12 protein-coding genes and 2 tRNA genes are annotated in these 13,776 nt (G+C 36.6%); 10 read left to right on the top strand and 4 right to left on the bottom strand.

The features are described 5' to 3' along the window. Positions 1 to 3: 3 nt before the first annotated feature. On the bottom strand, positions 4 to 639 hold the full coding sequence (trmB, locus tag IQ215_RS10365) for a tRNA (guanosine(46)-N7)-methyltransferase TrmB (protein ID WP_193801241.1): 636 nt from the start codon (positions 637 to 639) through the stop codon (positions 4 to 6). A gap of 32 nt (positions 640 to 671) precedes the next feature. Here trmB and IQ215_RS10370 point away from each other — a divergent pair, with 32 nt between their 5' ends. The 4 genes from IQ215_RS10370 (at position 672) to IQ215_RS10385 (ending at position 5,042) form a co-directional block, all read left to right on the top strand. Then, positions 672 to 1,772 carry a metallophosphoesterase family protein gene (locus IQ215_RS10370; RefSeq protein ID WP_193801273.1) on the top strand — a complete coding sequence of 367 codons (1,101 nt, stop codon included), beginning with the start codon at positions 672 to 674 and terminating at the stop codon, positions 1,770 to 1,772. 286 nt (positions 1,773 to 2,058) lie between these two features. Next, positions 2,059 to 2,382, top strand: a complete 324-nt coding sequence (gene trxA, locus IQ215_RS10375; RefSeq protein WP_015222351.1) for a thioredoxin — start codon at positions 2,059 to 2,061, stop codon at positions 2,380 to 2,382. 82 nt (positions 2,383 to 2,464) lie between these two features. Next, the gene (locus IQ215_RS10380) at positions 2,465 to 3,532 is read left to right on the top strand and encodes an LOG family protein (protein WP_193801242.1); all 1,068 of its coding nucleotides are present in this window, start codon (positions 2,465 to 2,467) and stop codon (positions 3,530 to 3,532) included. Between the two features lie 253 nt (positions 3,533 to 3,785). After that, positions 3,786 to 5,042, top strand: coding sequence for an insulinase family protein (locus IQ215_RS10385; protein WP_193801243.1), 1,257 nt, complete (start codon positions 3,786 to 3,788; stop codon positions 5,040 to 5,042). Positions 5,043 to 5,274: 232 nt separating this feature from the next. On the opposite strand, the gene IQ215_RS10390 is transcribed toward IQ215_RS10385, so the two are convergent. Together IQ215_RS10390 and IQ215_RS10395 are read right to left on the bottom strand one after the other, a co-directional pair. Beyond that, positions 5,275 to 6,111: a DNA adenine methylase gene (locus IQ215_RS10390; RefSeq protein WP_193801244.1), complete on the bottom strand. Its 837-nt coding sequence runs from the start codon at positions 6,109 to 6,111 to the stop codon at positions 5,275 to 5,277. A gap of 350 nt (positions 6,112 to 6,461) precedes the next feature. Beyond that, positions 6,462 to 6,543: transfer RNA gene (locus IQ215_RS10395), tRNA-Leu, on the bottom strand. A gap of 181 nt (positions 6,544 to 6,724) precedes the next feature. Between IQ215_RS10395 and rpsF the strand changes: the two genes are divergently transcribed. The 5 genes from rpsF to mrdA all read left to right on the top strand — a co-directional run bounded on the left by rpsF (position 6,725) and on the right by mrdA (position 11,382). Next, positions 6,725 to 7,180, top strand: coding sequence for a 30S ribosomal protein S6 (gene rpsF / locus IQ215_RS10400; protein ID WP_193801245.1), 456 nt, complete (start codon positions 6,725 to 6,727; stop codon positions 7,178 to 7,180). Positions 7,181 to 7,237: 57 nt separating this feature from the next. Beyond that, on the top strand, positions 7,238 to 7,594 hold the full coding sequence (locus IQ215_RS10405) for a DUF1818 family protein (protein WP_347239031.1): 357 nt from the start codon (positions 7,238 to 7,240) through the stop codon (positions 7,592 to 7,594). Between the two features lie 48 nt (positions 7,595 to 7,642). Beyond that, positions 7,643 to 7,716 (top strand) — tRNA-Pro (locus tag IQ215_RS10410). A 62-nt stretch (positions 7,717 to 7,778) separates the two neighbouring features. Beyond that, positions 7,779 to 9,074 (top strand): bifunctional folylpolyglutamate synthase/dihydrofolate synthase, encoded by a 1,296-nt coding sequence (locus IQ215_RS10415; RefSeq protein ID WP_431355533.1) that lies wholly within the window; start codon positions 7,779 to 7,781, stop codon positions 9,072 to 9,074. A gap of 481 nt (positions 9,075 to 9,555) precedes the next feature. Continuing rightward, positions 9,556 to 11,382 (top strand): penicillin-binding protein 2, encoded by a 1,827-nt coding sequence (mrdA, locus tag IQ215_RS10420; RefSeq protein ID WP_193801246.1) that lies wholly within the window; start codon positions 9,556 to 9,558, stop codon positions 11,380 to 11,382. A gap of 392 nt (positions 11,383 to 11,774) precedes the next feature. Here the strand turns inward: mrdA and IQ215_RS10425 are convergent, their stop codons facing one another. Then, positions 11,775 to 12,047, bottom strand: coding sequence for a DUF3143 domain-containing protein (locus IQ215_RS10425; RefSeq protein ID WP_193801247.1), 273 nt, complete (start codon positions 12,045 to 12,047; stop codon positions 11,775 to 11,777). Between the two features lie 612 nt (positions 12,048 to 12,659). Here IQ215_RS10425 and pilM point away from each other — a divergent pair. Beyond that, positions 12,660 to 13,775, top strand: a complete 1,116-nt coding sequence (gene pilM, locus IQ215_RS10430) for a type IV pilus assembly protein PilM (protein ID WP_193801248.1) — start codon at positions 12,660 to 12,662, stop codon at positions 13,773 to 13,775. The last annotated feature ends 1 nt before the right edge of the window (position 13,776 follow it).

Raw genomic sequence — 13,776 nt, forward strand, 5'->3', positions numbered from 1 at the left:
TTACTATTCCCTAACCAACATAGTACGATAAACAGGTTCACCTTTATTAAGGGTAGCAATTTCCCTTTCTGTCATGACACCGATGGGATTTTCTGTAAGCCAGATTTCTGGTTTTAAAGGTTTAAAATGGCAATTGTCTAAGAAGCGATCGCACATTTCCTCGGCTACTTCTTTTATATCAGATTGCAAGAAAATTTGACTACCAGATTTTAAAAATTTTGCCAAAGTAGCCACCGTTTCAGGCTGAATTACCCTTCTTTTATGGTGTTTTTTCTTAAACCAAGGATCGGGAAATTGTACCATTACCAACTCAATTTTATCAGCGGGTAAAGAGTTTAAAATATCTTCCAAAGAATTATTAATATTAGCAAAAAGATAATGCAAATTAGTTAAATTTTCTTCATCTCGTAATTGATTCGCTTCTATGACCAAAGGCTCTCGAATTTCAAAACCTAAAAAGTTTATATCAGGATTTTGGGGTGCCATTTCCAACAAAAAACGCCCCCTTGCACAACCAATATCAAGATGAAGGGGAAGAGATAGATTAGAATATATTTGACTCCAATCGGGCAAAGAAAGAGATTGTTGATACTTATTACTTAATGGGTTAACGTGTTGACGAACTCTGACTCTAGCCACCGTGATATAATCCTCCTATGATTTCTCATGCCATGAATATTCGTTTTGCCGTTGCCTCTGATTTACATATAGCCCTACCAGAAACCATCGAAGACAAACCGAATCGTTTTCATTTGACCCAATTTAGCATATCAGCCTTTGACACTGTCTTAGCACATTTAAACAATCTTGATCTCGATTTTTTGCTTTTACCAGGGGATTTAACCCAAGATGGTGAGCCTGAAAATCATCGTTGGTTACAGGAAAAACTAACTTCCTTACCCTACCCTGTCTATGTGATTCCAGGTAACCATGATATTCCTAGTCTAAAGGGTAATGAGAAACAAATTCCCTCGGATAAATTTCCCTATTTTTATCAAGATTGCGGTTATCAAAATTATACGGAAACCCTCGACTATACCTGCGAAATTGCCCCAAATCTTCAGTTAGTTGCTCTCAATTCCAATCATTTTGATGAAAATGGACAACAACAGGGATTACTGCAACCATCTCAACTACAGTGGTTAGAAGAAACCCTTGGGAAGTTAAAGGACAAATTAGTATTGTTGATGGTACATCATAACGTCATCGAGCATTTACCCCAACAGTCAAAACATCCCCTAGGACGTAGGTATATGTTAGATAATCCTTTAGATTTATTAGATATTTTAGATAGGTATGAAGTCAAGTTAATTTTTACAGGACATCTCCACATTCAAGATATTAGCCAATATAAGGACATTTATGAAGTCACTACGGGGTCTTTAATTACCTATCCGAGTCCGTACCGCATCATCGAATTAAACCGCCATCATGGGGGAATAAATACCGTTAAAATTAATAGTTATCAAGTAACTGATTTACCAGAAAAAGAAAAATATGACCAATTTTGTCGGGAGTGGATGGGCGATCGCTCTTACCCATTTATAATGAAATTATTAACCACCCCTCCCCTCAACCTCCCAGAAAAAGAAGCCAGTCAATATGCCCCCCCCATGAAATATTTTTGGGCAGACATAGCCAAGGGAGACAGTGAGTTAAATTATCCCCAACTTCCCCCCAAAATCAATCAACACTTTCAATGCTTTGGGGTAGATGTCATCGATGGCAAACCCCAGTTTAGAGATAATAACACCACCATTCAGATAAAATAACCTTAAAGGGAATCATATTTTTACACGCGCAAAAAGAATCCGCCCCTACATAATAAGAGCGGGTTATGGTGTGAGGAGTGAGCGAAAATAACATCTCGCCCACATACATTCTAACTCATAACCAGTAAAGTAAGTGAGCAAAAAACCCCATGATCAAGTGGTAATTTATAAAAGGTGCAAGAATTGTAAAATTATAGAAATAATTAGAAGCTAAAGACAAATTATTTGTTATGGTAAAATCTGATAGTAATCAAAAAGCACATAGTTTAAGTAAGGAATAAATAAGATGTCAGAAGTGACAGAAGTAAAAGAAGCAGATTTTAAAGCAGAAGTTTTAGACAGTGAACTTCCCGTTTTAGTTGACTTTTGGGCGCCTTGGTGTGGGCCATGTCGTATGGTTGCCCCCGTGGTAGAGGAAATAGCCCAACAATATGAAGGAAAAGTTAAAGTAGTTAAATTAAATACTGATGAAAATCCTCAAATTGCTAGTCAATATGGTATTCGCAGTATCCCTACTTTAATGGTTTTCAAAGGTGGTCAAAAACAGGATATGCTAGTGGGTGCTGTACCTAAAACCAGTTTAGCAAAGACCTTAGAACAACATATTTAGGTTCTTTTGCCCACCTGATGATATTCCCACTATATTATATAATGGTGGGATATTTTTTTGTTTGTTTTTTGAGGTTATAATTTTGTCTAATAAATCAGATTTAGATTTATTTTATCGTTCTCGCAATATTGAAGAATTATTAAAAAAAATACCTAGTTATACTCATAATAAATGGCTAAAAAAATCTTTAAAGTCTTTAGCTAAATTGGTAAAACGAGGAAAAATTGACCGTTTAGAATGGAAAATATTAACTGGTACTCTTAAAGATTTAGAAAAGGGTTTTCGTCTTTTTTCCAACTATCGCAATACACGAAAAATCACCATATTTGGTTCGGCAAGAACTACCTGTGATACCCCCGAATATGATCTTGCCTTAAAATTTGCCCAAAAAGTCTCCCAAGAAGGCTTTATGGTTCTTACAGGGGCTGGAGGTGGCATTATGGAAGCAGGTAATAAGGGCGCTGGAACTGATAATTCTTTTGGTTTAAATGTTAAGTTACCTTTTGAACAAAGTGCCAATAACTATATTGAAAATGATCATAAATTAATTAATTTTAAATACTTTTTTACTCGCAAACTATTCTTCTTAAAAGAAACAGATGCGATCGCCCTTTTCCCTGGTGGTTTTGGCACCCAAGACGAAGCATTTGAAACCCTAACCCTTTGCCAGACAGGAAGACAACCCCCCATTCCCCTAATTTTGATAGACAAACCGGGGGGAAACTATTGGCAAAATTGGCAACAATATATTATCGAAAATCTGGTATCAGAAGGATATATAAATCCCGAAGACAAAGAAATCTATACCATTACCGACAATGTCGATACCGCCTATGAAATAATCAGTAAATTTTATCGAGTTTATCACTCCAGTTTGTATCGTAAAGACTTTTTTGTCATGAGATTAAACTGCCAATTAAAAGATGAACAAATAAACATATTAAACGATAAATTTAGCGACATTCTAACCCAAGGAAAAATAACCAAAATAGAATCCACCGACTCCCAAAGTAGTGGCACCATTGACGATTTACCAAGCATTGGATTTTACTTTAACGAAAGAAAATTTAGTCGCATTTATCAAATGATTAACATCATTAACAGTTTTGAATTAGATACCTTTGCTTGTCATCAACCCTATATAAGATAATTGATAATTGAGAATGGATAATTGATAATTATATTACCATCCTCCATAGCTGATTCCATCAGTAATATCAAGTCCATTTGATCACTAATAAGTTAGCAATATCAATCAGTTCAATTTATTGAACTAACTATCGTTAGCCGTGTAATTCATTACACGGTGGGTGAAGATACAATCTATTTATAACTAATTTTCCAAACTTGGTATAAATCACTTTTTCATCAAAACCTATTCATAACTCCATCAAAAATTAACGGTGAAATCTAATCATAAACATATCCAACAAACAAAACTTCATAACGGTATTACCCTAGTCGTAATTGAAAACCCTACTACCGAAATTATTGCAGGAAGAATCTTTTGTCGCAATGCAGGAAGTCGTTGGGAATCTCCTGATAATGCGGGGATTTTTCATCTTTTAGCCAGTGTTATGGCAAAAGGCACCAGAAATTTATCCTCCCTAGAAATTGCCGAGAAAGTAGAAACCATTGGCGCCGCCCTTGGCACAGACACTTCTAGCGATTACTTTCTGACTAGCATTAAAACTGTTACCGATGACTTCGAGCAAATTTTAGAAATTGCAGGGGAAATGTTGCGTTATCCCTCTTTCCCCCAGCAAGAGTTAGAATTAGAAAAAAATATTACTCTCCAAAACATCCTTTCTCAAAAAGAGCAACCCTTTAACCTTGCTTTTAACCAATTAAGGCAGATGATGTATGGACAACATCCCTATGGGTTTTCTATTCTTGGTACGGAGGAAAGCGTTAACAATATAACCATCGAGCATTTAAGACAATGCCATAAAAGACACTTTCGTCCTGATAACATCGTTATAAGTTTAGCAGGAAAAATAGATCTCGAACAAGCGACTTTGATGGTTAATAAAATATTTGGTGATTGGGAAAATCCTCCCCACAGCATGGATTCATTAACTACCCCTGTTATCGAAGCCAAGTCAGCCTACGGCAAAATTGACCAACAAACACAACAATCTATTATCATGATGGGTTACATTACCCCTAGCATGGATAGTGTTGATTATCCCGTTTTAAAGTTGATTAGCACTTATTTGGGTAATGGTTTATCAAGTCGCTTGTTTGTGGAGTTACGAGAAAAAAGAGGATTGGCTTATGATGTCTCCGCTTTTTATCCTACCCGTTTAGATAAATCTCAATTTGTTGTCTATATGGGCACTGCCCCTGTTAATACTGAAATTGGGATGGAAGGTTTACAAGCAGAAATTAGCCGATTAAGGAATATCACCCTCAGCGCAGAGGAATTACAGACGGCGAAAAACAAATTATTAGGGCAATATGCTTTGGGTAAGCAGACTAATTCGGAGTTTGCCCAAATTTTTGGCTGGTATGAAACCCTTGGAGTGGGTATTGATTACGATCGCACTTTCCAAGATAATATTAATGCTGTTACGGTGGCACAAATCCAAGAAGTGGCTAATAAGTATCTGCGAGATGAATTTCTCTGTACTTCTATCGTGGGGCAATCTGTACAGTAGCCAATTATATCAACTTCTGATGATCAGTTAAAAATGATGCGGAAAAAGAAGAATAGAAAAAAATCAAACACAGTTAAAGATTAAATAATTTCAACATTCGTCACCAAAAATTAAACTTATGGTGTACCAATGAACATAAAAATTGTGAATTTTAATCAACTCTAAAATTTGATATTTTTTAAACAACTCTTCCCATGCAACATCATTTTTACTTTTTGATTGACTTTCAGAATTACTCATAATTTTTTATCAAGATTTCGTTGACTTTACCCCTTTTATGTCCTTTTGAATTTATCGCTCTAATTGCAGAAACAGTTATAATTGAATAATCACAATATAAATTAGTAATAAATTCTGTAGAAGAATTACTAATTAAAACTTTACATCCTCTTTTATTCAGTTCATCAACAACTTTTTTGAGCCTTTCTTGCTCTTTTTTATTAAATCCATTAACATCATAACCAGTAAAAGAAGCGGTTTCAGAGATAGGGTCATAAGGTGGATCTAAATAAATAAAATCATTTTTTTTAGCTGTTTTTAAAGCAACTTCAAAATCATTATTAAGTATTTCAATTTGATTTTCATTAAAATATTTACTAACAGCTTTAATCACCACAGAATTAACAATATCAGGATTTTTATATTTTCCAAAAGGAACATTAAATTGACCTTGGGAATTAACTCTAAATAAACCATTAAAACAAGTTTTATTTAAATAAATTATTCTCGAGGCTTTTTCTACATCAGATAGTTGAGAATATTTTTTTTTCTGTCGATCAAGATCTCTTAAATTATAAAAATAAGATTCATTATTAATATGTTTTCCCAAATCTTTAATTAATTCATCAGATTTATCTCGAATAACTTGATAACAATTAATTAATTCCTTATTACTATCATTAATGATTGATTGTTGTGGTTGTAAATCAAATAATAATGCACCTCCTCCAATGAATACTTCATAATATTTATTATAATTTTTAGGAATATATTTTTTTATTTCTGATAGTAATTGTCTTTTTCCACCTGCCCACTTCAGAAACGGTTTTAAAATTGGATTTTTACTCATTATATTTTTTAAAACACAACTTCACATCCTATCACGTACATTTGTACTATAACAAATTGTTTATATAAGTTCCTAAAAATTCAATAATTTATTACTAGATAAAAATTAAACTAATACAATTTATAAACCTAGTAAACAGCCAAAATTTTATACTTTTTAAACGGTTTTACAATTGTAACTTAGACTAAATGTAGAGAAGAATGAGGAGGAGTAATCTAATTTAAGTCAGTATATTGACCGTCTCATTACCGAATATATATTTATTTGGTTAAGACGGCACAAAGAGTGTTACCGATGACAAATAATTTGTTAATGTACAACAACAGAACTTATTATTGGTATCTTTTTAATGCGGATGGCGAGACTCGAACTCGCAAGGCCGAAGCCACACGCCCCTCAAGCGTGCGCGTATACCAATTCCGCCACATCCGCAGGGTACAGTAAATGATTATAGCATACCTTTTCAAAAAAAACCAGATACCATAACAAAAAAAAATTTACTTTAACCAATTTTTAAAAAGTGTTATGATAGTTTGTTTGACAACAAAAACCTTGCTTCTTTAAACACACAAAGAAGGAAGCCATTATAGTCCATAAGGAGAAAATTTTTAAAATGACTACCACCAACACCTATGAATTAATGTTTATCTTGCGTCCAGACTTAACCCAACAGCAAGTAAACCAACAAATGCACAAATATCGTGACCTTCTCAAAGACTTAGGGGCGCAGAAAGTATCCATGGAAGTATGGGGTAAACGTCGTTTAGCCTATGAAATTCAAAGATTTCAAGAAGGAGTTTATATTTTAAGCTACTTCACCGGAGATGGCTCTCAAGTAGCCCCCCTCGAAAAAAATATGCGTTTAAGTGAAGAAGTAATTCGTTACTTAACCATGAAACAAGACAAAGAAATCGAATTTGAGGAAAACGAACTTCCCGAAGTAGAAGAAACCGTGGAAACCCCTGCTCCCGTGGTGGCCACCGAGGAGGTAACCTCATCAGAAGCATCAGAAGAAGAAGATACCACCAGCACCGAAGAAGAAGAAGAAGCCACTCCTGTGGAGGCTTAATTACTTCTGGGGTGGGCTATGCCCACCTTTTTTGTTTAAATTAACATTAAAGCAACTGTGTTAAAAAAAGGAAAAGGTTGGCGTATCGGTTGGCAAGAGAAACCAGAAATATATAAAGGTTTAATTGGTGCTGATAATTGGGCGTTTGAATTATCTGGCCCAGAAATGGAAGATTTTTGCCGTCTTCTAATTCAAATTAATGACACCATGGAAACCATGGCAGAGCATTTAATGGAGGAAGAAACCATCTCTTGTGAGGTGGAAAGCCCACTTTTGTGGTTGGGGGCAGATGGCTATATCAACGATTATAGTTTGCGCATCATTATCTATGAACATCGTGGGGCGGAAGGCAGTTGGCAAAGTGATGTTATTCCAGACTTAATTAAGGCTATTCAATCTTTAAAATCATTTTAACTTGACAATGATAACTTTTATTCGCTATAATCATATACTGTTGAGAAACGGGGCGTAGCGCAGCTTGGTAGCGCACCACTTTGGGGTAGTGGGGGTCGTGGGTTCAAATCCCGCCGCTCCGATACTAAAAAGTTCAGATTCTTCTAATGAAGTATTTGAGCTTTCTTTTTTTATGGGGGTTTTTATGATGGTAGCGAATAAACAAGGGGAAATTACTGATTTGTTACAACCTTTCCAAAGATTTGGTATTAATTTGGGGTTGGTGAGAATAAAAAAACTTTTGGCCGAGTTAGGAAATCCCCAAGAGAAAGTGCCTTTTATTCATGTGGCGGGTACGAATGGTAAAGGTTCGGTATGTGCTTATTTATCATCCATTTTAACCGAGGCGGGTTACAAAACTGGTCGTTTTATTTCTCCTCACCTGATTAGTTGGAATGAAAGAATTTCTATTAATAATCAATATATTGGAGATGATGATTTAATCAAAATCCTCCATCATATCAAGGAGATTATCGCCCTTCGTCCTGCGGATAGCCCCCCAGAAGAATATCCCACCCAATTTGAAGTGATTACGGCGGCCAGTTGGCTTTATTTTGCCCAATGTCAGGTAGATGTAGCGGTGATGGAGGTGGGTTTGGGAGGTAGATTGGATGCTACTAATGTGTCCGATCGCCCCTTAGCTAGTATAATTACATCTATTAGTCGGGAGCATTGGCAAAGATTAGGGGATACCCTCGCTAAAATCGCCACGGAAAAAGCAGGAGTCATCAAACAGGGATGCCCCGTAGTGGTGGGTAAACTACCCCCCGAAGCCCATGAAGTAGTCATGGAAAAAATTAAAACCCTCCAATGTCCTTACATATTAATTGAACCTGCCCAAAAAATAACTAAAAATCAACAACCCTGGGCAACCCATCAGGGCATCGAATACCCCTTAAGTTTAAATGGAGATATACAACTTCATAACTCCGCCATTGCGATCGCCACTATCCAAATCCTGATAAATAAAGGATGGCATATTAATAATCAAGCCATCATCGAAGGCATGAAAAAAACCCGTTGGCAAGGAAGATTACAATGGATAAAATGGCAAAATAAATCCATCCTCATCGACGGAGCGCACAACGTTGATTCAGCCAAAATCCTCAGAAACTATGTCGATACCCTTGACAAAAAAACCACTTGGGTCATGGGAATGTTATCCACAAAAGATCATCAAGGAATCCTGAAAACATTATTAAAATCTGGGGATCAATTAATATTAGTACCCGTACCCGATCATAGTAGTACAGAACCCAGAGAATTAGCCCATATTGCCCAACAAACCTGCCCCGACTTAGATAAAATACAAATAGCATCAGAACTATTTCAAGGACTAAATCAAGCCCTTACCATGACTAAAAACAAAGCAAATACCATCGTGATTTGTGGTTCACTATATCTATTGGGCTACTTTTTGGGAAATATTCCCGAAACATAATATTTTGGCATTGCTTAATCAGGGTATGAAATACAATTGAATGACACTAACATTTATTATTAAAAATATTACCACTATTGACCATTCCCCGTTGCCTAAACTAGAAAACAAAAAATATGTTAACCTCAACTTGTAATGGGAAACTTGATTTATATATAGTTCATCAGAACAGATCCCCCGTGAGCATAAACGAATAAATTTGATAAAAACAATGTTAAAAAACCCAAACTATAGTTCAAAAAGCCAGAACATCAAATCTTAAGCGTCTAATTCCTCACATAGCAGATGATAATCGAACTTAGTCTCAAATCATAGGGAACACTTTTTGTAACTCTACTGTATTATTAAATAAATATAATTTGATGGTGTAAAAAAAATAATAAATCTTTCACCACCAAAAATTAATAGACGATTACCGTATAATAAATCTTTTGTTAATTGTTCTGTCCATTAACCGTCATTACTTCCATCCTCAATTACAATGCAAATAGTTAGCCCCCGACGTAAAAGAAAAAATCCTGTCAATACAACCCCCTACACCACCCTTTCTAACGTTTCTCAACAGAAAAAGAAAAAATGGTTAACCGTAGGACAAAAAGATCAACCCATTATGATTATGATCTTGATTTCCTTGTTTCTTTTTGGTGGCATTGCATCTCGACTAACTTATTTTCAAATTATCAAAGGGCAGGAGTTTGCCGAAAAAGCCGCCTCCAACCGTACCAAAATTATTCCCCAAGCCCCCGTCAGAGGTAATTTATTTGACCGTAAAGGAAGGGTATTAGCTTCTACCCGTCTATCCCATTCTGCCTATTTATTACCAAGAATACAAATACAGCCCAACTGGGAAGAAGTAAAAATAGAACTAGCTCAAATATTAAATACTACCCCTGAAGAATTAGAAAAAAAAATACAAGGGGAAAATCTTGATAGCCCTACCCTTGTGAAAATAGGTAGTAATCTCACTCCTCAACAAATAACGGCCATCGAAGAAAATAGAGAAGTATTAGGAGATGTGGAATTAAACATTGAAACCATTCGCAATTATCCTAATAACCGAATCGCCTCCCATGTTCTAGGATATACCAGAGAAATCAACGCAGAACAACTAGAAAGATTGCGCTCAGAAGGTTATCGCCTGGGGGATGTCATTGGACAAATGGGAGTAGAAAGAGGATTAGAAGCCAAATTAAGGGGAGAATGGGGCGGAATTATTCTCGAAACCGATGGGGCAGGAAAAATAGTGCGTCGAGCTGGGGTAAAAGAAGCCGTTGCCGGGGATGACATCCAATTAACCCTTGATTTAGAATTGCAAAAAGTTGCTCAAGAGGCTCTGGGCGATCGCAAAGGAGCCGTAGTAGCCCTCGATCCCCGTGACGGAGCAGTTTTAGCCATGGTAAGTTACCCCGGATTTGATCCCAATATCTTTTCCGATAATATTACCCCTGAAATTTGGCAAGAAGTACAAGGAAAAGGAAACCCATTTATTAACCGCTCCATCGTCGGTTTTCCCCCCGCCTCCACCTTTAAGGTTGTCACCGCCGCCGCCGGTATGGAAACAGGAAAATATCCCCCGAATACAGTTTTACCAACCTATGCCTTTCTTAGAAGGGGAGGAATGGCCCTAGGGGAATGGAATAGGGCTGGATTTGGCCCGATGAACTACATTCGCTCCATGGCTTGGAGTAGTAATACTTTCTATGGACAAATAGGGTACGGTATTGGTGGAGAAAATTTAATTGAATGGTCAAGAAAATTTGGTTTTGGTAGCAAAACAGGTATTGAATTATTAGAAGAAAACCCCGGTTTGATTGCCGATAATGAATGGAAAAAAAGTCGGTTTGACATGGAATGGACAGGGGGAGACACCATTAATATGTCCATTGGTCAGGGATTTACCCTCGCTACTCCCCTACAAGTAGCGGGAATGTTTGCCATTATTGCCAATGGTGGTTATCGTATTGTCCCCCATTTAGAAAATGATCCTGATACCTACCTAAATCAAAAAACTTCTTTAAATATGCAACCTGAAACCCTTAGCACCATTAAACAGGGGCTTAGATCTGTTGTTACTAGCGGTACAGGGGGAGGAGCCGCCGTACCTAACATCGCTGTGGCAGGTAAGAGCGGTACTGCAGAAGCCCCCCCCGGAAAGTCCCATGCTTGGTTTGGGGCTTATGCTCCCTATGATGACCCTTCTATTGTGGTGGTGGCTTTTGTGGAGCATTCTGGCGGTGGTGGTGGTTCGGTAGCTGCCCCCATTGTACAAAGGGTATTAAATTCTTATTTTACTGATGAGAGTAACTAGGGTGCGCTGAATAAGTCAAAAACTAACGATATAAATAATTTCGGCACACTATAACTGCCCAAAAAATACGCAAAAATAATTATTCTCCATGACGAATATCTTAACTTTAGTTCAAGATTTGTCATTATGGTAGGGGACGTACCATGGTACGTCCGTACAGGCTTCTGGTTGCAGGTATGAAAGTGATGGGGAGATGAGGGATATGGGGAGTATGGGTGATAACAGTTCAATTTATTGAACGATAAACTGTTAGTCTTGTAATTCATTACAAGGGGAGTGATGATATATTTTCTCAATCGGATTTAGTATTCTATTGAACTACCGTTAGCCGTGTAATAAATTACACGGTGGGGCAATTCCTATTCATAACGAATTATCCCACTTTGATATAATTAAGGGCCTGAAAAAATAGCGTCTTCAATATCTTGACGGGAGAGGGAATAACGAAAAGCTCTTTTGATGTCTGTGCCGTCTGCCCCCGCCTGAAGGTAGTTGATATTTACATCTTCAGTTTCTAGGGTGATTTCCGCTTCCCAGTCATCTTTACTTAGATACCAACAGTTTAATTGTTGGCTATTTTGTTCGCATCCCATGGATTTTAACCAGTTTTCGATGTCGGGTAGAGGATGGCTATAAAGGGGGCTAGTGGGTGATAGTTGAGCCATAATGATCAAAAAAAATAAGGTTTAATTTATTGCATCATAATTTTATCAAAAAAAATCAGTCCCATTGGACTATCTCTATGAGATGAATTAGAAGGCTAATAGTTAACCTGAGTTCGGGATAAAATTTATAGTCTTGTAAAAAAGGTGTCAGGTATCGGGTATGAGGTGTCAGTTTAAGAAGTTGACAAAAACTATATGTTGACTTGAGTTAGGAATAACATTTTTAGCTTTTTAAAGGTGTGAAGAATTCTCCATTAACAATGAATAATTAACAAACTATGACTTACCACCTGCAACCAAAAGCCTGAAACCTAACCATAATGACAAATCTCGAACTGAGGTTATTATTACTATTGCCCATTCCCTATTGCCAAACTAAACTAAAAATCATACCTTAGTTCACCAACACCAATTAATTATACTTTCTTAACCCAATTATTTTACTGATTTAGACAGTAAAAAAAATTAATAGGAGATTTTGTTTAATGTTTATATAATCATGGGTGAGTTAAACAAAAAAAACTTTGAAGTAATCACAGAAAAAACTTAAAATAAAATAAATTATTAAAAAAAATCCCTTATTAAGTAAAAATACGTAAAAATAAAAATAAAATGGTAGGTTTTTTAAACAATTTACTAGGTGGACAAGGGAAAGGAGTGGGCATAGAAATCAATCCCGATCGCATTTCCCTCGCACAAGTAAGCAAAAAAGGGCAACAGTATAAACTTCTCAAATATCAATCTTTAGAAGTGCCAGAAGATATATTTGAAGAAGGACAAATAAAAGATTCAGAAGCCCTCGCCGAGCTAATTGAACAATTACTCAAAGAAGCGAAAATTAAGCCCAAACAAATAGCAACATCAGTGCCGATGAGAGAATCGATCATCCGAATTCTGCCCATTCCTGCCGAATTAAATGATCAAGAATTAAAAGACACTGTTTTAAACCATGAAGCCAGTTTATATCTACCCTATCCTAAAGAAGAAGTAGATCTCGACTATCAAAAACTAGGATACTTTGTTGATGATAGTGACGGCATCGAAAAAGTACAAGTATTATTGGTAGCTACCCGTAAAGAAAATACCGACCTTTACCTAGAAACCTTTCAACAGGCAGGGCTTGATATAAAAGTTCTGGAAATCAACAGTTTTTCCCTCATTAGAACCCTAAAAGAACAATTACAACAATTTAGCCCCACCGAAGCAGTGGTTTTAGTGGATATTGAATTTGATAGTACCGAAATCGCCATCATTGTAGAGGGAGTGCCACAATTTTCCCGTACCGTACCCATCGGTACTTATCAGATGCAAATCGCCCTTGCTCAAGCTATGAATTTACCAACCTCTAAAAATACCGAAATCCTTCAAGATATTACCATACCCAATAACCCCGATCAAACCTCCAGCAACAGCACCAGTAGTCAAACTTGGATTAACCCCGGCATGGACTCGTTATTGAGAGTATTAGGGGAATTGGTGGACGAATTAAGGCGATCGGTCAACTTTTATATTAACCAAAGTGGAGACGTGGAAGTTGTCCAAATTTTGATCGCAGGACCAGGGGCCGGCCTTGCTCAAATCGATGAATTTTTTACCAAAAAACTTAACATTCCAGCTACTCTCTTTGATCCCGTTACATCCTTAGGAATTACAATGAAAGATGAATTATCGGGTATGGAAAGATATGGGTTAGGGACGGTGTTAGGTTTAGCAATGAGGATGAACTAGA

The organism is Cyanobacterium stanieri LEGE 03274 (genome assembly GCF_015207825.1).
In the GTDB taxonomy this organism is placed as follows: domain Bacteria; phylum Cyanobacteriota; class Cyanobacteriia; order Cyanobacteriales; family Cyanobacteriaceae; genus Cyanobacterium; species Cyanobacterium stanieri_B.